Source organism: Baekduia alba, assembly GCF_028416635.1.
Lineage (GTDB): Bacteria > Actinomycetota > Thermoleophilia > Solirubrobacterales > Solirubrobacteraceae > Baekduia > Baekduia alba.
Genome location: NZ_CP114013.1, coordinates 3,502,502 through 3,522,489, shown reverse-complemented (window position 1 = coordinate 3,522,489; position 19,988 = coordinate 3,502,502). Strand labels below are relative to the sequence as shown.

The window sequence follows — 19,988 nt, the reverse complement described above, 5'->3', positions numbered from 1 at the left end:
GTGCTCTCGCCCCGCCAAGAGCTGCTCATGCGCAAGGTCGTCGAGGCGTACACCGCCACCGGCGTGCCCGTGGGCTCCAAGACCCTCGCTGCCGACCCCGAGATCGAGGCCGGGTCCTCGACGATCCGCAATGAGCTGTCGATGCTCGAGGAGCACGGGCTGCTCGCGCATCCGCACACCAGCGCGGGGCGCGTCCCGACCGACGCCGGCCACCGCTGGTACGTCGACCAGCTCAGCCGCGGCGCCTCGCTGGTCCCCGCCGCCAAGCCGCTCGGGCTCCAGCTCATCCGCCGCGAGGTCGACGAGGCGATGCGCGTCACGTCCGAGACGCTGTCGCAGGTCACCAACCTGCTGGCGATCGTCTCCGCGCCGCCGATCGACACCGCCACGATCCGCCACGTCGAGGTCCTGCTGCTGCAGCCGCAGGTCCTGATGGTCGTCGTGATCACCTCGACCGGCGGCGTCACCAAGCGCGTCTTCACCTTCGACCGGCCGGTCGACTCCGGCCTCGCCACGTGGGCCGGATCGTTCCTGGACGAGCGCCTGACCGGCGTCGGCCTCGGCGCGCGCATGCTGCACCTGCGCCTGTCGGACTCGTCGCTGACGACGACCGAGCGCACCTTCCTGGAGCAGCTCACACCGGTCTTCACCGACTTGGCCGAGACCGCCGAGGACACGTTGTACGTCGACGGCACCGCGCGCCTGATCGGCGAGCACCGCGTCCAGGACCTGGCCCAGATCAACGACCTGATGTCCATGCTGGAGCGCCGCGCCACGCTGCTCGTCCTCCTGCGCGCCGCGCTCCAGGAGCCCGACGTGCTCGTGCGCATCGGGTCCGAGAACCAGACCCCGGCGCTGCAGTCGCTCGCGGTCGTCGGCGCCGGCTACGGCCTGCCCGCCCGCAAGCTCGGCACCGTGTCGGTCATCGGCCCCGTCCGCATGGACTACGCCCGCGCGATCCGCTCCGTGCGCGAGGCCGCCTTCGAACTCTCCCGATACATCGAGGACGTTTACGGATCTTGAGCTCCACCATGCCCAGCGACCCCTACGAGTTGCTCGGGGTCGCCCGCGACGCCGACGACACCACCATCAAGAAGGCGTTCCGGAAGCTCGCCCGCGAGCTGCACCCGGACGTCAACAGCCACGACCCCGACGCCGAGGAGAAGTTCAAGGCCGCGGCCGAGGCCTACGAGATCCTCAACGACTCGGAACGGCGGGCGACCTATGACCGCTACGGCCACGAGGGCCTGCGCACCGGCGGCCAGGCGCCGAACTTCGACGGCTTCGGCTCGATCAGCGACCTGTTCGACGCGTTCTTCGGCGGGTCGTTCGGCGGCGCCTTCGGCGGCGGCGCGCGCACCGGCCCGCGCCAGGGCGAGGACGTCGCCGTCGCGGTCGACATCGACCTGAGCCAGGCTTACCGCGGCGCCAAGGTCGACGTGAACTTCGAGGCGATCGATCGCTGCGAGCACTGCCACGGCAACGGCGCCGAGCCCGGCACGCCGATCGCGACGTGCGACAAGTGCGGCGGCAACGGGATCCTGCAGGCGGTGACGCGCTCGCCGTTCGGGCAGGTCGTCCGCCAGGTCGCCTGCGACAAGTGCGGCGGCGAGGGCAAGATCCCGGAGACGCCGTGCGAGACCTGCGACGGCCGCGGGCTCGTCGTCGGCCACCGCCACCTCGAGGTCGACGTCCCCGCCGGCATCGCCGACGGGCAGCGCATCCGCCTCAGCGGCCGCGGCCACGCCGGTGAGCACGGCGGACCGCCCGGCGACCTCTACGTCGTCGTCCAGGTCGCGCTCGGCGACAGCTGGCTGCGCGACGACGACGACCTCGTCACGGTGTCCGACATCCCGGCGCCGCTGGCCGCGCTGGGCACGACGCTGACGATCGAGCATCCCGACGGCGACGTCAGCGTCGAGGTCCCGGCCGGCACGCAGCCGGGCGCCGTGCTGACGATCAAGGCCAAGGGGATGCCGATGCTGCGCCGTCAAGGTCGCTTCGGCGACCTGCGCGTCGTCGCCAACGTCGTGATCCCGCGTCGGCTGACGCCGCAGCAGCGAACCATGTTGGAGTCCTTCTCCGAGACCGTGACACCCGAGCAGCTGCGCGCCGACGACGACTCGATGGTCGGCAAGCTGCGCCGCCTGTTCCAGCGGTGACCGGCGAAGCCGCGCCCCGCGGGCTCGTCTCGCGGCAGACGCTCGCCCGGCGGCTCGCCTCCGCGGCCGTGGGCCGCCGGCATGATTAGGCTCGGGGTCCGCGTCCGGCGCGAGGACGCCGACGTGGTCCTGGCCGAGTTGTTGGCCTTGGCGCCGAGCGGGGTGGAGGAGACCGACCTCGAGGATGGCAAGGTCATCGAGTACGCCGTCTACGGCGCGCCCGGCGAGCTGCCGGACCTGCCCGACGTGGAGGCCGCGGTCGGCGGCGCCCTGGTCGAGGTCGTCACGACCGAGGTCGCCGACGACTGGGCCGATCGCTGGCGCGCGTTCCACCAGCCGATCGAGATCGCGGGCCGGCTGTACGTGCGGCCGCCGTGGGAGCCGGCGCGGACCGACCTGATGGACTTGGTCATCGACCCGGGCCAGGCGTTCGGGACCGGCGCGCACCACACGACGCGGCTGTGCCTGGAGCTGCTGGCGCAGGAGGACGTCCCGAGCCCCGCCGGCGTCATGGACCTCGGCTGCGGCTCCGGCGTCCTGGCGATCGCCGCGGCCAAGCTCGGCTGGGGGCCGGTCGCCGGCGTCGACCACGAGCTGGAGTCGGTCCGGGCGACGGCGGACAACGCGGTCGCCAACGGCGTCGACGTCAGCGTCGAGCGCTTCGACCTCATCCGCGGCGGCCCGGCGCCGACCGCGCCGCTCGTCCTGGCCAACCTGCTGCGCCCGCTGCTGCTCTGCGTCGCGCGGGCCGGGTTCCAGGACGGCGCGGCCCCGGAGCTCTTGATCGCGTCCGGCCTGCTCGCGCGCGAGGCCGACGAGATCGCCGATGCCTTCGCGCGCCACGGCCTGCGCGAGACCGACCGGCGCCAGTCGGCGGAGTGGGCCGCGCTGGTCCTGCGGCGCACCGTCTAGGCGCGTCAACGCTCAAGAACACCGCTCAGCGGTCGACACCAGCGACATGAGGCTGGTCAGGGTCCTCGACCCGCTCGGCATGCTGCTCGCCCGCATGCGCGTCTCCCGGCAGCTCGCGCTGCTCGGCGTCGTGCTGCTCGTCCCGGCCGTGCTCGCGGGCCGCGCCTACCACGCCGCGCAGCAGACGCAGATCGACTTCAGCGCGCAGGAGCGGGTCGGCGTCGCGGCCCTCGGCCCGGCCAACGACCTCGTCGTCGCCGCCGTGCGCGCTCGCGGCGCCGCGGTCGACGCCGCGCTGCGCCACACGCTCCCGCCCGCGCCGGCGCTGGCGCAGCTCCGTGCCGCCGTCGCGGCCAACGAGCGGGTCGACCGGCGGGCCGGCGCCGCGCTCGGTGCCCGCGCTACGTGGGCCCGCACGCGCAAGACGATCCTCGCGACGCTGGACTTCGGCGCCGGCACGTCCGCCGCCGACGCGCTCGACGCGTACTCCGAGGCCGTCGACGCCGCCGTCGGCTGGGTGACCGAGGTGGGCAACGCCTCCAACCTGATCCTCGACCCCGACCTCGACTCCTACTACGTGATGGACGCCCTGGTCACCAAGGCGCCGGCCGTCGCGGCCGCCGCCGGCCTGGGCGCCGACCGTCAGCTGGCGCTCTCCGAGCTGCCGGGCGGCGGGACGCTGAGCGACCACATCGAGCTGGCGTCGCACGCCGGCGCGGTCAGCACCAACCTGGAGGCCCTGCTCGTCGGCCTGAAGACGAGCTACGACGCCACCGAGGACACCACCTTGAAGGCGAGGGTGGCCGGGCCCGCCGACGGGATGGGCGCCGCCGCGCGCCAGCTCGGCGTCGACCTGGCGCGGGCCGCGCGCACGACCGAGGTCAGCGAGGGCGACATGGTGTCCCCGGCGGCCGCGGTCTCCGCCGTCGCCGCCTTCGAGCACGCCGCGACCCCGGCGCTGGATCGCCTGATCGGCGCGCGGGTCGACCGCTTCCAGGCCGCCGAGCGCTCGGTCCTCGTCGGGGGCGCGCTGGCGTTGTTGGTGGCCCTGCTCCTCTTCGCCGCGCTGTGGCGCTCGCTGGTCCGCGCGCTGCGCCGGCTGACGGTCGTCGCGCGCGCCGCCGCCGAAGGCGACCTGTCCAAGGACGCGCACCTGCGCCGCCGCGACGAGCTCGGCGAGCTCGGCCGCGCGTTCGTCGCGATGGGCGCCCACCAGCGCGAGCAGGTCGCGGTGGCCGAGCGCGTCGCCGGCGGCGACCTGACGACGACCATCGTCCCGGCCTCCGACCGCGACGCGCTGGGCCTCGCGCTGCGCGACATGACCGCGGGGCTGACCGAGGTCGTGGAGCGCCTGGCGACCACGTCGGGTCGGTTGAGCGCGAGCGCCGGCGGCTTGGCCGAGGGCTCCGAGCAGACCGGCCGCGCGATGGACGAGATCGCCCGCGCGACCGAGGACGTGGCGGTCGGCGCCGAGCGCCAGGTCCGCGCGGTCGCCGCGACGAGCCAGGCGGCCGAGGCGATGAGCCAGGCCGCGACCGCCGGCGTGTCCGGCGCGCGCGCGGCGTCGGCGGCCGCCCAGGACGCGCAGGAGACCGCGCGCCGGGGCTCCGCCGTCGTCGCCCAGGCGACCGGCGCGATGGCCGAGATGGGCGCGGCGTCGGCGCGCGTCGCCGCCGCCGTCGAGCGCCTGGCGGTCAAGTCCGACCGCGTGACCGGCATCGTCGAGACGATCGGCGAGATCGCCGCCCAGACCAACCTGCTGGCTCTCAACGCGGCGATCGAGGCGGCCCGCGCCGGCGACGAGGGCCGCGGCTTCGCCGTCGTCGCCGAGGAGGTCCGCCGCCTGGCCGAGCAGACCGCGGCCGCCGCCGGCCAGGTCGGGACGCTCGTCGGCGAGATCCAGGGCGACACCGAGGCCGCGACCAGCGAGGCGCGCACCGGCCGCGAGCGCACGACCGCCGGCGCCGACCGCATCGTCCACGCCCAGGAGGCCTTCGCGGCGATCGACCGCTCGATGGCCGAGCTCGCGGAGCGGATCGGGGTCGTCTCCGCGCGCAACGACGAGGTCGCCGCGGGCGCTGCCCGCGCGCAGGCCGAGGTCGCCCAGGTCGCCGAGATCGCCGAGCGGACGTCCTCGGCGACCGAGCAGGTGTCCTCCACCGCACAGGAGACCACCGCCTCCGGCCAGGAGATCGCCACCGCCGCCGCGGGCCTGGCCTCGATCGCCGCCGAGCTCGACGAGCTGGTCGGCCGCTTCACCGTCGCTCGCGCCTAGCCCGCGATCCGGGTCGCGCATGCCCCAACTATCGGGGACCCAGCGACCTGGAAGCGAGCAGGAGGGCGCGGAGGCGTTGCGCGGTGCGATGGCGTTGGCGCGTGACCTGGTTGTACGTGAACCGCGCGACGCGGTAGCCGGCGAGCAGGAGCACCTGATCGCGATCGCGGTCGTTCTCGAAGGCGGTCGGCATCCGGTGATAGGTGAAGCCGTCGGTCTCGACGACGAGGTCGGTACCCGGCCAGTGGAAGTCCACCAACACGCCGGCGATCATCGGGTTCGCGATCGGCGTCGGCAGTCCGTGGTCGTCGCACAGCTGCAGCAGCGCGACCTCCAGGCGGCTGCGCGTGTCCGCGACCTCCGCTCCGCCCAGGCGGTCGAGCGCGGTTCGCAGCACCGGCGCCCCATGCGCGCGCCGATGCGCGCCGAGCACCCGGCGGACGGCGCTGAGGTCGAACAGGTCGAGGCGGTCGGCCTGCGCGATGGCGTCTTCGAGCGCGCGCGGCCGGAGCACCGAGGCGAGGTCGAGCAGGGTCCGAGCCGGCGTCGTCACGGGAATCTCGTCGTGCCGCGTGACCTCGTCGGCGGCCAGCGTGCCGACGCGATGGAGCCGGATGCGCCCCGGATCGGGACGGCGTCCGGAGCGCAACGGCGTGCTGGCGTGGATGAGCACGCCGCGCGCGGCCGCGAGCTCCCAATGCGCGGCCGCGTCGCCGTGGCTCAGGACCGCGCGCGGCCCGCTGGCCAAGACGGCGGCCATCCACCGGCCTTCGCGCGTCAGCCGCGGATGCCCGACCGCGAACACGCCCCGGTAGAGCCTCACGAGGCGCCCGATCGCGATGCGGTAGTCGATGTTCTTGTCGCTCAGGCCGAGCGCGCGCAGCTGCGAGCGCTCGAGCGCGCCGTGCTGGCGGGCCGCCAAGGCGCCGATGCGTCGATCCGGGTCGTCTGTTCCCCTCATATGGGCGTATAGGCGACCCGGGCCCAGAACTCGCCCCCCAAGCCTCGGTAGCCTCGGACCATGGCTTGGCATGTCGTCATCGCAGGTGGTGGGTTCGGAGGCTTCTACGCCGCGCGAGCGCTGGAGAAGGCGTTGCCGCCCCAGGCGGCGCGGATCACGCTCGTCAACGACGTCAACTTCATGCTCTACACGCCGCTGCTGCCCGGGGCGGCGGCCGGCACGCTGGAGCCGCGGCACGTCGTGGTCCCGCTGCGCGAGGAGCTCAAGCGCACGCACCTGCGGCTCGGCACGGTCCTCCGCGCGCAGCCGGAGTCCAACACGCTCCGGGTGCGCACGCTCAAGGGCACCGAGGAGAGCCTCAGCTACGACCACCTGATCGTCGCGCTGGGCAGCGTCAGCCGCACGCTGCCGATCCCCGGCCTGGCCGAGCACGGCATCGGCTTCAAGTCGCTGCCCGAGGCGATCGAGCTGCGCAACCACGTCCTGCGGACGCTCGAGGTCGCCGAGACGCTCGAGGACCCCGAAGAGCGCAAGATGTGGTTGACCTACGTCTTCGTCGGCGCCGGCTACGCCGGCCTCGAGGGCCTGGCCGAGCTGCAGGACTTCGCGGCCGACGTCATCGACCTGTACCCGCGCTGCCGCACGCAGGGCATGCGCTGGATCCTGGTCGAGGCGCGCGACCGCATCATGCCCGAGATCCCGGCGCCGCTGGCCGACTTCGCCACGCGCGAGCTGCGCGGGCGCGGCATCGCGATCCGGACCGGGACGACGCTCAACCAGGTCACCGACGACGACGTGACGCTCGAGGGCGGCGAGGTCGTCCCGACCAAGACGCTGGTCTGGACCGCCGGCGTCAAGCCGCACCCGGTGATCGCGCGGCTCGGGCTGCCGCTCGACGAGCAGGGCCGGATCGAGGTCGACCGCACGCTGCGCGTCAACGGCCACGACAACGTCTGGGCGCTCGGCGACGCCGCGGCCGTCCCGGACCCGGCCAAGAAGGGCAAGAGCGCCACGCCGCCGACCGCGCAGCACGCGCTGCGCCAGGGCAAGCGGGCGGGCCGCAACGTCGCCGCGGCGATCGGCTCCGGCAAGGTCAAGCCGTTCACGTTCAAGACCAAGGGCGTGTTCGTCGACATGGGCCAGGGCCAGGCCGTCGCGACGACGCTGGGCATCCGCTGGCGCGGCGTCCCGGCGTGGTGGCTGGCGCGCAGCTACCACCTGGCCGCGCTGCCGGGCAACAAGCGCAAGCTGCGCCTCCTGATCGACTGGAACATCCAGCTGCTCTTCGGCCGCGACGCGTCCGAGCTGGGCGGGCTGGGCCGGGCGCCCGGGCTGGGCGTCGACCCGACCGGCGGCGGGACGCCGGCGGCCTCGGCCAACGGCGCGGCCGCGGACGCGCCCGCGACGACCGGGACTACAGAACCCGTCGCGCCCAGCTGAACCGGCCGGCGCGCCACGGGTCCAGGCGCAGCTGCGACACGTACACGCCCTGCGCCGACGCGTGGATCATCCAGTCCGGGCTGAGCGCGATGCCCTCGTGGACGATGCGGCGCTCGGTCGCCTTCTGCCAGAAGCGGCCGGGGCCGAAGAACACGAGGTCGGCGGGCTGGACGTCGTCGAGGCGGATCCGCCGCGCCTTGGGGATCTCGCCCGCCTGCGTCGCCGCCGTGCGGCCGTGGATCTCCCGGCCCCACGCGAAGCCCGACAGCTTGAACACCCGCCAGACGAAGCCGCTGCAGTCGTAGCCGCCGTGCTCCTGGCCGCCGAGCCACGCCCCGGCGCCGTCGGTCTCGCCGCCCCAGATGTAGGGCATGCCGATCTTGGCGACCGCGACGCGCAGCACCTGCTTCTGGGCGGCGGTGTAGGTCGGCAGCTGGAACTGCGCGAACTGCGCACGGGCCACGTCGGCGGCGGTGCCCTGCCACTTCAGCGCGACCGCGAAGGAGTGCGCCGCCTCGGCGCGGGTGATCGCGTCGGTGGGGTAGAGCTCGAGCTCCTCGTGCGGGAACGGGTGGTTGTCGCGCAGGCCGAGCGCGCGGGCGACGACCTCGGTCCCGAACGCGGCCGGCGGGTTCAGGCCGGCATGCCACGCCTCGTGCTGGACGGCGGCAGCGACGTCGGAGGCGCCGAGCTGGGCGACGAGCAGCCGGTCGAACGTGGTGACCGAGACGGCGCTGGACGGCGCCTTGACGGGGTCGACGCCCAGGCGCGCGGCGAACGCCGCGAGCGCGTCGGGCAGCTGCGCGCCGGCGACCGCGCGCTCGCCGTGGAAGGCCTGGTCGTCGAGGTCGTGCATGACGCCGGCGAGGCGGACGGCGCGCTGCTCGGACAGGTTCCACGAGCCGCGCGCCGCGGCACGGGCGCTGGTCGCGGGGAGGACGATCCCTGCCGCGACGGCCAGCGCGGCGAGCAGGAGCAGGAGGAACGGGCGGCGGAGGGGCATCGCGGCGATCGCATCGGCGTCCGCTGCCGCCGTCTTGAGCGGACGCGTCCGATGGAGCGGCCTACAATCGAAGGACATGAGCAGCATCGCCGACAGCGTCAAGCAGGATCTCACGACCGCGATGAAGGCCGGTGAGAAGACGCGCGTCGGCGCGTTGCGCCTCGTGCTGTCCGAGCTGCAGAAGGCGGCCAAGGACGGCAACGACGACGAGCAGGCGATCCTGCGCCGCGAGCGCAAGCGCCGGCTGGAGTCCGCCGCGGCGTTCCGCGACGCGGGCCGCGTCGAGCTCGCCGAGGGCGAGGAGTCCGAGGCCGCCGTCATCCAGACCTACCTCCCGGCCGAGCTGGGCGACGACGAGCTGCGCCAGATCGTGGCCGCCGCGATCGCCGAGTCGGGCGCCTCGTCGCCGAAGGACATGGGCGGCGTGATGAAGCTCGCGATGGAGAAGGCCGGCGGCCGTGCCGACGGCAAGCGGGTGAGCGCCCTGGCACGGGAGGCGCTGGCATGAGCGCGTCGCTTCGCGATCGAGAAGGGAACTACCAGTGAGCGCCCGGCGCCAGCTGGAGCTGAGCAACGAGGTCGCGGCCGCGCTGAGCGGTCCGCACGACGCGGTCCTGCGCCAGCTCGAAGAGCACGTCGACTGCGAGCTGTTCCTGCGCGGCAACCTGATCACGCTCGAAGGCGACGCGGAGGCGGTGGCCAACGCGGCCGTGGTCGTGCGCGAGCTCGCCGAGCTGATCGAGGGCGGCCACCAGATCACGCCCGGGACGCTGGAGGCCGTGACGAGCGCGCTGGACCAGCACGAGTCGCCGGCAAAGGTGCTGGAGGACGTCGTCTGGCGCCACCGCTCCGCGAAGGTCGCGCCGAAGTCGGTCAACCAGAAGCGCTACGTGGACTCGATCCGCGCCAACACCGTGACGTTCGGCATCGGCCCGGCCGGCACCGGCAAGACGTTCCTCGCCGTCGCGATGGCCGCCGCCGCGCTGGCGCGCAAGGAAGTCAACCGCATCATCTTGACCCGGCCGGCGGTCGAGGCCGGCGAGCGCCTGGGCTTCCTGCCCGGCGACCTGATGGCCAAGATCGACCCGTACCTGCGCCCGCTCTTCGACGCGTTGAACGACATGTTGGATCCCGAGAAGGTCGCGGGCTTCCTGGAGAAGGGCGTGATCGAGGTCGCGCCGCTGGCGTTCATGCGCGGGCGGACGCTCAACGACTCGTTCGTGATCCTCGACGAGGCGCAGAACACGACGCCCGAGCAGATGAAGATGTTCCTGACCCGCTTGGGCTTCGGGTCCAAGATGGTCATCACGGGCGACATCACGCAGGTCGACCTCCCGCGCAACGAGAAGTCGGGCCTGATCGTGATCGGCGACATCCTGGAAGAGGTCGAGGGCGTGGAGTTCGTGCGCTTCGGCGGGGGCGACGTCGTGCGCCACCGCCTCGTGCAGCGGATCGTCGAGGCCTACGACGCGCACGACCAGGCGGCCGCGCCCGAGCTGCACAGCGCCGCCGAGCGTAAGCGGGCGTAGGCGTACATGTCGCTGGAGGTCGAGGTGCTCGACGCCGAGCTCGCCGCTGGGCGCGACGACGTGCCGCAGGAAGCCGACATCGCCCGGCTCGTGGCGCTCGCCGTCGCGACGGCCGGCGTCTACGACGGCCACGTGGCGATCGCGTTCGTCGATGCTGAGCGGATCGCCGAGCTCAACGCGGAGTGGCGCGGCAAGGAGGGCCCGACCGACGTGCTGTCGTTCCCGATCGACGAGGCCGACCTGGACGTCGTCGGCCCGCGCGAGCTGGGCGACGTCGTCATCTGCCCACCGCACACCGAGAACATCCGCGAGGCCATCGTCCACGGGGCGCTGCACCTCGTCGGGATGGACCATGAGGTCGACGACGGTGAGATGCTGGCCGTCCAGGGGGAGATCCTGTCGTGGTGAACGCGAAACACCTCGCCCAGGGAGCTCGGGTTCCGGGCGCGAGCTCGCCCGAAGGCTCGCTCGCGCAGCCGAGGAGGGAATCGACGTGGTGAACGAGATGAAGACGCGCGCCGGGCTCGTGGCGCTGGCGGGCCGCCCGAACGTCGGGAAGTCGACGCTGGTCAACGCGATCGTCGGCCAGAAGGTCGCGATCGTGTCCGACAAGCCGCAGACGACGCGGCGGGCGATCCGCGGCGTCGCGACACGCGCTGACGCGCAGCTGGTCCTGACCGACCTGCCGGGCGTGCAGCGGCCGCTGGACAACCTGACCGAGCGGATGCAGCGCCGCGTCGAGCGCGAGGTGAGCGAGACCGACGTCGCGTTGATGGTGCTCAACGCCGAGCAGGGCGTGGGGCCCGGCGACCGCTGGATCGCCAACGTCCTCAAGAACGCGCCGTGCCCGGTCGTGATCGCCGTCAACAAGGTCGACCGGCTGGACCGGCCGCACACGCTGCTCGCGCTGGAGGCCGCGGCCGAGCTGGACGTCGGCGACGCGATCTTCCCGATCAGCGCTCGCAAGGGCTCGGGCGTCGGCGCGCTGGCCGACCACCTGTTCGGCCTGGTCCCGGAGTCGCCGTTCCTGTTCGACGCCGACGAGCTCAGCGACCTCTCGCCCTACGTGCACCTGGCCGAGCTGATCCGCGAGCAGATCCTGCGCCGGACCTTCCAGGAGGTCCCGCACGCCGTCGAGGTCATCGTCGAAGAGGTCGACACCGAGCGCGAGGACCTGACCGTGATCCACGCCCGCGTCTGGGTGGAGACCGACTCCCAGAAGGGCATCCTCGTCGGCGCCGGCGGCAAGATGATCCGCGCGATCGGCACCGCCGCCCGCAAGGAGCTCGAACGCGACCTCGGCACGAAGGTCCACCTGGACCTCATCGTCCGCGTCCGCCGCGGCTGGCGCGGCGACGACGCACTGCTGGACCGGCTGGGGTTCGACACCTAGAGCGTCGCCGCGCCGCCTCGGTGCACGCGCCTCCACTTCCGCGGCGCTGCGTCGCGCCGTGGGCCGGCGGTTCGGCTGCTTCGCCGGGCGCCACCGCTCAGGCACCGGTGACGTCGACTCCGTCTACGCCGCGGCGCGCTGCCCGCACAGCGCGTCGCAGGTGGTCAGGTCGTCATGCCATCTGGGGTACGTGGCCGACGGCGTCGGCGTAGAGCGGCAGCGTCTGCTCGATGCCTTCGGCGGTGTAGCCGTCGGTCGTGCGGAGCGCGTCGACGACCAGGGATGCGTCGACCATGAGGCGCCGGAAGCGCATGTCCTCGGCGACGTCGTCGAGTTGGGCGTGCGTGCCGTGCAGGACCATGCACCCGTTCATGAGCCCGTTGGGCTCGAGCAACATGATGTCGAAGCTCTCGATGCGGCCCGCCTCCGCGAGCTCGCCGTAGAACGCGGTCGCCTGCCCGAGCACTTCCAGCCCGTGCTGCTCGCGACCTCTGACCGGCTGACCCCAGCTGATGATGAGTACCCGGTCGGCCATTGCGGCCTCCTTGCGGTGCGGCCCGGCCCGATGCCGGGCCTGTCGCGTCGATCCTCCCACCGCGACGCAACGCGGGGCAAGCGTGCCTAGCGCTCCGCATCCCGGGCCATCGGCTCAGGCGGTCACGACGACGCGGCCGCGTGCGCGCTCGGCCAGCGCACGGGCGCGGCCGGCGTCGAACGTGCCGGCGCCCTCCGCCTCGGCGTTGGCGGTGGCGGCGCCGAGGGCGACGGCGAGCGCGTCGGCGGGCGCGGCCCCCGCGTCGTCGGCGGCGAGCAGGCCGGCCAGGAACGAGTCGCCGGAGCCGGTGGGGTAGGGCGCCCGGACGTCGAGGTCGCCGTGCACGGTGCTGCCGTCCGGAAGGAGCATCAGCGCGCCCTCCTCGCCGAGCGTGACCACGGTCAGCGCGGTGGCCGGGTCGGCGCCGCCGGCGACGGCCTGCTCGCGCAGGGCGGCGGCGGCGCGCTGCGGGTCGGCGTGCCCGGTGAGGTCGGCCGCCTCGTGGCGGTTGACCTTGACCAGGTCGGGGCCGGCGGTCAGCGCGGCGGCGAGCGCCCGGTCGTGCTGGTCGACGGCCACGCGTGCGCCGACCTCGCGGCCGGAGGCGACGAGGCGCACGGCCTCCTCCGCGGGAACGTGCGGTGGCATCGAGCCCGAGATCGACAGCCAGGTCGCGCCGTCGCGGGCGACCGCGCGGACCGAGGCGACGAACGCGTCCCAGCTGACCGGGCCGGGCGGCGTGCCGCGCTCGTAGAACTCGGTCATCGCGCCGCCGGCGGCGACCGACAGCGAGCTGCGGCTCTCGCCCTCGGCCCACACGGTCTCGGTCTTCACGCCGGCCTCGACGAGCTCGTCGGCGATCCAGCGGCCCGCGTGGCCGGCCAGCAGCGCGACCGCGACGACGTCGGCTCCGAGCGCGTGCGCGGCGCGCGCGACGTTGAGGCCCTTGCCGCCGGCGCGGGAGATCAGGCGGTCCGGGCGGTGGATGGAGCCGACGCTGACGGCGTCGACGATGAAGAGCTTGTCGATGGAGGGGTTGGGGGCGGCGCAGACGATCATGAGGACAGCCTGCCATCTCGCGGCCGACCGTAGACTCTCGCCATGGCCCGCCGGGACGAGGAACCTGCCGAGGCGCTCGCGGCGTTCGCGGTCGTCGTGGACGAGGTCGTGGTGGCCGGTGACGTCGAGCAGGCGCTGTGGTTCGGCGCTCCGGCGGTGAAGGTCGGCGGGAAGATGTTCGTCGCGCTGAGGCGCGGGGCGCTGATCGCCCGCCTGGGCGCGGACGAGGTCGACGCGCGGGTGGCGGCGGGGGACGGGGTGCGGTTCGACCCCTCGGGCAAGGGCCGGCCGATGAAGGACTGGCTGGAGTCCAACGTCGCGCACGCCGAGTGGGTCGAGCTCGCGCTCGCCGCGCTCGCGTTCACCGCGGGCGACTAGTGTCCCGATTCGTTGATTCGGCCGCAGTGTGCGGGATGCACGGTCGCGTCAGGCAGCCGGCGGCGGACGCAGTCGTGCTGGTGGTCCCGGCGAGGACGCCGCCGGTTGCCCGGCGCCAGCGGGCGCCCGCAGACTGCCGTCGAATTGATGAATCAGGACACTAGCTCAGTCGATCAGCCGCTTCTCCATGCGGTTGATCGCCACCCGCCACGCCGCGAAGCCGAAGGCCACCAGGAACCCGAGGTGCCAGAGGTCATCCCAGACCAGGCCGAACACCGCGTCGCGCACGAGCTGCACGCAGTGGTAGAGCGGGTTGACGTTCGCCAGCACCTGCGCCCACTCCGGCAGGCCGGAGATCGGGAAGAACGTCCCGGCGACGAGGAACAGCGGCGTGATGACCGTCGACGTCACGTAGCTGAAGTTGTCGATCGACGTCATGACCGCCGAGATCAGCGTCCCGAACGACGCCCACCCGTAGCCCGCGATGAACGCGATGAAGGGCACCAGCAACATGCCCCACGACGGGTCGAGGCCGAAGACCATGGCCACCAACATGGGCACGCAGCCGTAGATGCCGGCGCGAGCCGCGATCCACAGGCACTCGGCGGTCACCAGCTCCTCGGTGTCCACCGGCGCGGCCAGGATCGCGTCGTAGGTCCGTTGGTACTCGCGTTTGACGAACGTCCCGAACATCGCGGGGAACACGGACGCGAACAGCACGGCGGTCGCCACGGTCCCGGTCCCGACGAACTGGACGTAGTCCATGCCGTCGACCTCGCTGACGAGCGACCCGAAGCCGAACCCGAAGGCCAGCAGGTAGATCGTGGGCTCGATCGTCGAGGAGAACGTCGAGGCCCGCCAGTAGGACCCGAAGTTGACGACCTCGCGCACGAGCACGCCCGTGAGCGCGGGCTTGTCCAGGCGGCGCGGCTGGCGCTCGGCGACGTCGGCAGCCATCAGGCGATCTCCTCACCGGTCAGTAACACGAACACGTCTTCCAGGTTCGCCGTGCGGCGCTCGCCGTCGGGCACGTCGCCGTTGAGCTCCTCGGCGCGCAGGATCGTCACCGACGTCCCGGTCCGGCGCGTCGCCCAGCCGCGCGCGCCGGCGTCCTGCTCGATCTCGCGCAGCCTCAGCGGCGGCCCGTAGACCTCCAGCGCCTCGCGGCCGGCGTGCTCGGCGACCAGGTCGCCCGGCCGGCCGACCGCCACCGCGGCGCCCGCCGAGACCACGACCACCGTGTCGGCCAGGCGCTCGGCCTCCTCGATGTAGTGCGTGGACATCAGGATCGACGTGCCCTCGCTGCGCAGCCGGTCGATCAGCGCCCAGAGCTCCTGGCGCACCTGCGGGTCCAGCCCGACGGTCGGCTCGTCGAGCAGCACGAGCCGCGGCCGGTGCACCAGCGCCCGCGCGATCAGCAGCCGCCGGCGCATCCCGCCGCTGAGCTCGTTGACCTTGGCCGCGCGCCGGTCGCCGAGGTTCGCGATGTCCAGCGCGCGCTCGATCGCGTCGCGCCGCTGCGCGCGGCCGATCCGGTACAGGTGCGTGAAGACCAGGAGGTTCTGCTCGACGGTCAGCGTCACGTCGAGGTTGTCGAGCTGCGGTACGACGCCCATCTGCGCCCGCGCCGCCTTGGACTCCTCGGGCAGCGGCAGCCCGAGGACCTCCAGCGTCCCCTCGTCGGCGATCGCCTGCGCGGTGAGCAGCCTCATGGTGGTGGACTTGCCCGCCCCGTTGGGGCCGAGCAGCCCGACGCACGTCCCGGTCGGGACGGTCAGGTCCAGCCCGGCGACGGCGGTGACGTCGCCGTAGCGCTTGACGACACCGCGCAGCCGGATGGCCGCCGCGTCCTGGGGAGAGGGGGACACGGTCCCGAAGCTACACCCCGGAGCCACCGTCGTCCTTGACGGTTAAACGGGAACGGACCCGAGCAACCGTCGTCGCTCGGGTCCGCACCGTGGATGTCCCCTCCGGTGGGAGGCGTATATGTGGCGAAGGTTCGACTCTCGATCCTTGGCGGTCCCGATGATGCTGGCGTCGCGCTCCCTCCAGAAGCGACGCTCGAGCTCAGGGCCGACCCGTCCGTGGGTCGTATTCGCCTGTTGTGTTGCTTCCCTATCGTCGGCCCGTGTGCCGCCGGCTGGAGGGCCGTTCCTGCCCGAACGGACGTCTGTCCTAGTGGGGGCGGCCCAGCCAGCTGTCAACGCCCGTTCCCGCAGGCGATCCGGCGGCGCGTACCTTCGCGGTCCCATGGCCGCGAACGTCCCCGTCCAGACCAAGATCACGGCGGTGATCGCCTGCTACCGGGACGCCGAGGCCGTTCCGATCATGCACGAGCGCCTCGTCGCGGCGTTCGCGTCGGTCGGCACCGACTACGAGATCATCTTCGTCAACGACGGCTCGCCCGACAACGCGCGCGACGTGCTCGCGGAGCTGGCCGCGCGCGACCCCAAGGTGGTGGTGATCAACCACGCCCGGGCGTTCGGCTCCCAGAGCGCGTTCACCTCCGGGATGCGGATCGCGACCGGCGACGCGGTCGTGCTGCTCGACGGCGACCTCCAGGACCCGCCCGAGGTGATCCCCGAGTTCGTCGCCAGGTGGCGCGAGGGCTACGACGTGGTCTACGGCGTCCGCGTCCAGCGCGAGGCGCCGAAGCACATGCAGATGTTCTACAAGTCGTTCTACCGCGTCTTCAAGCGCATGGCCTACGTCGACGTGCCCGTCGACGCCGGCGACTTCGGCCTCGTCGACCGCCGCGTCGTCGACGCGATGAACGCGCTGCCGGAGACCCATCGCCTGATGCGCGGCCTGCGCGCCTGGGTCGGCTTCAAGCAGATCGGCGTGCCGTACGTGCGGCCGGAGCGGATGTTCGGCACGACCACCAACAACTTCCGCAAGAACCTCGGCTGGGCGCGGCGGGCGATCGTCTCGTTCTCCTACGCGCCATTGGACCTCATCACCGGCCTCGCGCTCTCGATCGTCGCCCTGGCCTTCTTCTCGATCTTCGCCCAGCTCGTGGTGCGCGTGATCGATCCCGGCCTCGTGCCGCGCGGCATCACGACGGTGATGATGGTCGTCCTCTTCCTCGGCGGCATCCAGCTGCTGTGCCTGAGCATCATCGGCTCCTACCTCGCACACGTCTACGAAGAGGTCAAACGCCGCCCGCCCTTCGTGGTGGAGTCCATCCTCAACGCACCGATCGGCACCGAGATCCCCGCCGCTCGCACCCGCCGCGGCCTCGAGGACGAGGCGCCGGAGTCGGCCCGCCCGGCGCCGACCTACCCGGTGCAGCTGAGCTGATGGCGACCACGGCTCAGCGCCGGCGCACGAGGGCGCAGCGCCAGCAGACGCGGGCGTCGCAGGCCGTGCCGCCCGCCGCGCCACGCGTCGACGCCTCCGAGATCCTGGCGTACCTCACCGCGACCGCCGCCGTCTTCATCGCGGTCGGCGCCGCGATCATCGCGGTCGTCGGGCCCGGGGAGGACTGGGAGACCCGCCTGTGGGTGATCGCCGTCGTCGTCGGGCTGCCCGGCGGGTTCCTGCTCGCACGCCGTCAGCAGCGCGCCGGCGCGGCGACGGCGATGGGCGTGGCGCTGAGCACCTCGGCGCTCATGCTCGGCATCGTCGTGCGCTGGGCCGGCGACGGCGGCCACGCCTTCAACGCGGTGCTCGCCCTGTCCGGCGTGGTCGCGGTGGTGGGGCCGTTCCTCGCGGCACGGTGGGTGCCGATGACCCTGCTCCGACATCGCGGCTGGCACGCCGTGACGGTCATGGCGCTCGCCGTCCTGGTCCTCCCGTTCCTCCCGCCGGCCATCGGGACCGAGCGCGTCCTGTGGATCGCGGTGCCGCTCGCGGTCGTCATGTTCGCGGCGCTGCGTACCGTCCGGATCGCCATCCCGTGGCGCGGCGCACGCACGGCGATCGAGGTCGTCTTCGGCGTCGCCGTGTTCCTGCTCGTCTTCCGGACGACGACGGTCGAGCAGGCGGTCTCGGTTCAGTCCGCCTACAGCGCGAACTTCTTCCTCGGACCCGTCAACGCGGTGGTCCATGGACGGCCGGCGCTGGTCGACACGTGGTCGCAGTACGGCCTCGGGATGCTCTACGGGCTGCGGAGCATGTTCTGGGTCGTGCCGCTCGGCTACGGCGGCTTCATCCTCCTCCAAGCCTTCCTGACCGGCGCGCAGTACGTGCTCTTCTACGGGATCCTGCGCGCTGCCACGCGCCGGCCGCTGCTCGCCGCCACTGCGACGCTCGTCGCGATCTCGCGCCAGGTCTTCAACACCGCCTACGGCACGTACTTCGAGTTCCCGAGCACCGGCCCGCTGCGCTTCGGCGCGCCCTATCTGGTGATCGGCCTGGCCGTGCTGGGCGCGCGACGGCCGGGCTGGGCGCGACCCGTCCGCGCGTTGACTCTCCTGGCGGTCGCCGTCGCGGCGGTCTGGAGCTTCGAGAGCTTCACCTACACGATCGTCACCGCCCTGGCGATCACGGTCGTCGAGGCGCTGGCCGACGACGACGGGCACCGGCTACGACGCGTCGTCATCGGGGCTGCTTCGTACGTCGGAGCCGCGGTCGCCGGCGTGGCGCTGTTCACGCTCGCGGTGGCGGTGTTCGCCGGGAACCCGGACTGGGGCCCGTACATCGACTACATCAAGCTCTACACCAGGGGCTTCGGGCAGCTGCCGGTCACGTTCTTCGGCCAGGGGCCGCTCATGGGGGCACTCACGATCCTGTCAGCGGCGGCGCTCTTGTGGGTCGTGCTCGAGCGGCGCGTGACCATCCCGACGGTCACGCGGGTCGCGCTCGCAGGGTTCACCGGGTTCGCGATCGCGAGCTACACGTATTACTTGGGTCGCTCGGTGGACAACAACCTCGTGCACCTCTTGCCGCCGGTCGTCGCGTACCTCGCGCTCTGGGTCAGCGTGCTGCTCGGGACCAAGGGGCGGCGCGCCGTGGCGCGGCCGGCGCTCGCGGTCGTCGCGATCCTCGTCGTTGCGGCGGCGCTGACCATCGGCAACGCGTGGCGCGAGGTCCGGGCCGGCTGGGGGCACACCGCCCTGGCTCAGGTCATCCCGCACGGTGGCGGGGCGTCGAGCCTGTCGAGCTCGCTGAGGCTGTGGTGGGGCAATCCGGTGATGGACGCCGACGCGCTCGAAGGCGGCCAGCTGCTCGCTCGCTACTGGCGCCCGCACCAGCCGGCGCTGATCCTCGCCCGACCCGACCTGACGACCGAGTTGCTGATGCGTTCCGGTCGCCGCAACGCGCTCCCGATCGGTCACCCGTCCGAGGATGACCTGATCGCGTCCTCCGCCAGCCGCATCGCGCGTGCCGTCGACGCCGTGCCGGCCGGCACCGACATCTTGATCGGCCAGGACTACGCGAACGGTCTGTCCCCACTGCAGGCGGAGGCACTGAACGCCCTCAGCGCGCGCTACAGGATCGACGTGGTCAAGAAGGGCGGGCACTTCCTCGTCCTCCGCACGGTCGAGCCCTAGCGCCCCCGCTCCAGCCGCGTCGCGAACCCTGCGACGTCCGTGTCGTCCAGGCGTTCGGTGAACACGAACGGCAGCGTCTGGATCGGCGTCGAGGCCTCGCGGCGCAGGCGTGAGAGCTGGGTCTGCTGGGTGCGGACGCGGCCGGTTGCGGCGAGGGCGGCGCGGCGGGCGTGGCCGTTGACGGCTCCGTCGACGGCTTCGGCTTCGCGTGCGCCCAACCGGCGGGGCCAGACGCCGTTGACGACGATCGCGTCGAGCGAGCGGCCCAGCGTGGCCTCGACCTGGGCCTCGAGCTCGAGCGTCTCGGCCACGGCCAGCTCGCCCGGGAGCGCGACCGCGACGAGGCGGCACACGGCCGGATCGGCCAGCGCGTCGGCGACCGTGCGCGCCTGCCGGGCGATCGGGCCGACGCGGGCGATGTCGGCGAACGTCCGCGGCGTGCGCAGCAGCGCGACGCCGTGCCCGGACGCGGGTGCGTCCAACACCACCGTGTCGTAGTCCTCGCCCAGCGCCCACGCCTGGTAGATCGTCACGAGCTCCCGGGCCCCCGGCGCGGCGCCGACGAACGCGCCGAACGCCCCCGACCGCGCCAGCAGGCGCGCCAGCCGCCGCGGCAGCTGATGGCCCAGCCACTCTTCGAGCGCGGCCTCCGGGTCGATCGTCACGGTGTCGAACGTGCCGTCGACCAGCCCGAGCCGCGACGCGCCCCCGACCTCGGCCAGGACCGTCCGGCGCCCGCGGCGCGCCGCGCCCAGCGCGAGCGCGGCCGCGACCGTGGTGCGGCCCGTGCCACCCTTGCCCGTGACGACCACGAGGCGCTTGTCGGATGCGTTTGGGTTCATCTGC

The 19,988-nt window shown here is 73.0% G+C and carries 19 protein-coding genes; 12 read left to right on the top strand and 7 right to left on the bottom strand.

Translation table 11 applies throughout. The features are described 5' to 3' along the window. The 4 genes from hrcA to DSM104299_RS17775 all read left to right on the top strand — a co-directional run bounded on the left by hrcA (position 1) and on the right by DSM104299_RS17775 (position 5,349). The gene (hrcA, locus tag DSM104299_RS17790) at positions 1-1,023 is read left to right on the top strand and encodes a heat-inducible transcriptional repressor HrcA (protein ID WP_272472985.1); all 1,023 of its coding nucleotides are present in this window, start codon (positions 1-3) and stop codon (positions 1,021-1,023) included. Next, positions 1,020-2,162 (top strand): J domain-containing protein, encoded by a 1,143-nt coding sequence (locus DSM104299_RS17785; protein ID WP_272472984.1) that lies wholly within the window; start codon positions 1,020-1,022, stop codon positions 2,160-2,162. Before hrcA ends, DSM104299_RS17785 begins: the two co-directional genes overlap by 4 nt. Positions 2,163-2,243: 81 nt before the next feature. After that, a complete protein-coding gene (locus tag DSM104299_RS17780) occupies positions 2,244-3,074 on the top strand; it encodes a 50S ribosomal protein L11 methyltransferase (RefSeq protein WP_272472983.1) in 831 nt (276 codons plus the stop codon). 46 nt (positions 3,075-3,120) lie between these two features. Continuing rightward, a complete protein-coding gene (locus tag DSM104299_RS17775; protein ID WP_272472982.1) occupies positions 3,121-5,349 on the top strand; it encodes a methyl-accepting chemotaxis protein in 2,229 nt (742 codons plus the stop codon). Between the two features lie 28 nt (positions 5,350-5,377). Here the strand turns inward: DSM104299_RS17775 and DSM104299_RS17770 are convergent, their stop codons facing one another. Beyond that, positions 5,378-6,382, bottom strand: a complete 1,005-nt coding sequence (locus tag DSM104299_RS17770) for a type IV toxin-antitoxin system AbiEi family antitoxin domain-containing protein (protein ID WP_272472981.1) — start codon at positions 6,380-6,382, stop codon at positions 5,378-5,380. On the opposite strand from DSM104299_RS17770, the gene DSM104299_RS17765 reads away from it, so the two are divergent. Further along, the gene (locus DSM104299_RS17765) at positions 6,371-7,750 is read left to right on the top strand and encodes an NAD(P)/FAD-dependent oxidoreductase (RefSeq protein WP_272472980.1); all 1,380 of its coding nucleotides are present in this window, start codon (positions 6,371-6,373) and stop codon (positions 7,748-7,750) included. The two genes, DSM104299_RS17770 and DSM104299_RS17765, sit on opposite strands and share 12 nt — an antisense overlap. On the opposite strand, the gene DSM104299_RS17760 is transcribed toward DSM104299_RS17765, so the two are convergent. Then, positions 7,725-8,753, bottom strand: coding sequence for a C40 family peptidase (locus DSM104299_RS17760; RefSeq protein WP_272472979.1), 1,029 nt, complete (start codon positions 8,751-8,753; stop codon positions 7,725-7,727). The genes DSM104299_RS17765 and DSM104299_RS17760 overlap by 26 nt on opposite strands. 76 nt (positions 8,754-8,829) lie before the next feature. On the opposite strand from DSM104299_RS17760, the gene DSM104299_RS17755 reads away from it, so the two are divergent. The 4 genes from DSM104299_RS17755 (at position 8,830) to era (ending at position 11,675) form a co-directional block, all read left to right on the top strand. Next, positions 8,830-9,261, top strand: a complete 432-nt coding sequence (locus DSM104299_RS17755) for a GatB/YqeY domain-containing protein (protein ID WP_272472978.1) — start codon at positions 8,830-8,832, stop codon at positions 9,259-9,261. A gap of 34 nt (positions 9,262-9,295) precedes the next feature. Beyond that, on the top strand, positions 9,296-10,282 hold the full coding sequence (locus DSM104299_RS17750) for a PhoH family protein (RefSeq protein ID WP_272472977.1): 987 nt from the start codon (positions 9,296-9,298) through the stop codon (positions 10,280-10,282). Between the two features lie 6 nt (positions 10,283-10,288). Next, positions 10,289-10,690 (top strand): rRNA maturation RNase YbeY, encoded by a 402-nt coding sequence (gene ybeY / locus DSM104299_RS17745; RefSeq protein WP_272472976.1) that lies wholly within the window; start codon positions 10,289-10,291, stop codon positions 10,688-10,690. Positions 10,691-10,775: 85 nt separating this feature from the next. Continuing rightward, entirely contained in the window at positions 10,776-11,675 is a 900-nt protein-coding gene (gene era / locus DSM104299_RS17740; RefSeq protein ID WP_272472975.1) for a GTPase Era, read from the top strand. 172 nt (positions 11,676-11,847) lie between these two features. Here the strand turns inward: era and DSM104299_RS17735 are convergent, their stop codons facing one another. Together DSM104299_RS17735 and DSM104299_RS17730 are read right to left on the bottom strand one after the other, a co-directional pair. Beyond that, positions 11,848-12,210, bottom strand: coding sequence for a hypothetical protein (locus tag DSM104299_RS17735; RefSeq protein ID WP_272472974.1), 363 nt, complete (start codon positions 12,208-12,210; stop codon positions 11,848-11,850). Positions 12,211-12,324: 114 nt separating this feature from the next. Continuing rightward, positions 12,325-13,269 (bottom strand): 1-phosphofructokinase family hexose kinase, encoded by a 945-nt coding sequence (locus tag DSM104299_RS17730; RefSeq protein ID WP_272472973.1) that lies wholly within the window; start codon positions 13,267-13,269, stop codon positions 12,325-12,327. A gap of 42 nt (positions 13,270-13,311) precedes the next feature. Between DSM104299_RS17730 and DSM104299_RS17725 the strand changes: the two genes are divergently transcribed. Continuing rightward, complete coding sequence (locus DSM104299_RS17725) at positions 13,312-13,647, top strand: hypothetical protein (protein WP_272472972.1); 336 nt, start codon at positions 13,312-13,314, stop codon at positions 13,645-13,647. A 165-nt stretch (positions 13,648-13,812) separates the two neighbouring features. Here DSM104299_RS17725 and DSM104299_RS17720 read toward each other — a convergent pair whose 3' ends face one another. Both DSM104299_RS17720 and DSM104299_RS17715 read right to left on the bottom strand, forming a co-directional pair. Further along, positions 13,813-14,604, bottom strand: coding sequence for an ABC transporter permease (locus DSM104299_RS17720; protein ID WP_272472971.1), 792 nt, complete (start codon positions 14,602-14,604; stop codon positions 13,813-13,815). Beyond that, the gene (locus DSM104299_RS17715) at positions 14,604-15,515 is read right to left on the bottom strand and encodes an ABC transporter ATP-binding protein (protein WP_272472970.1); all 912 of its coding nucleotides are present in this window, start codon (positions 15,513-15,515) and stop codon (positions 14,604-14,606) included. Before DSM104299_RS17715 ends, DSM104299_RS17720 begins: the two co-directional genes overlap by 1 nt. Before the next feature lie 382 nt (positions 15,516-15,897). Here DSM104299_RS17715 and DSM104299_RS17710 point away from each other — a divergent pair, with 382 nt between their 5' ends. Next, on the top strand, positions 15,898-16,947 hold the full coding sequence (locus tag DSM104299_RS17710) for a glycosyltransferase family 2 protein (RefSeq protein ID WP_272472969.1): 1,050 nt from the start codon (positions 15,898-15,900) through the stop codon (positions 16,945-16,947). Then, positions 16,947-19,142, top strand: coding sequence for a hypothetical protein (locus DSM104299_RS17705; RefSeq protein WP_272472968.1), 2,196 nt, complete (start codon positions 16,947-16,949; stop codon positions 19,140-19,142). Before DSM104299_RS17710 ends, DSM104299_RS17705 begins: the two co-directional genes overlap by 1 nt. On the opposite strand, the gene DSM104299_RS17700 is transcribed toward DSM104299_RS17705, so the two are convergent. Then, on the bottom strand, positions 19,139-19,984 hold the full coding sequence (locus DSM104299_RS17700; RefSeq protein WP_272472967.1) for an ArsA-related P-loop ATPase: 846 nt from the start codon (positions 19,982-19,984) through the stop codon (positions 19,139-19,141). The two genes, DSM104299_RS17705 and DSM104299_RS17700, sit on opposite strands and share 4 nt — an antisense overlap. Positions 19,985-19,988: the final 4 nt, after the last annotated feature.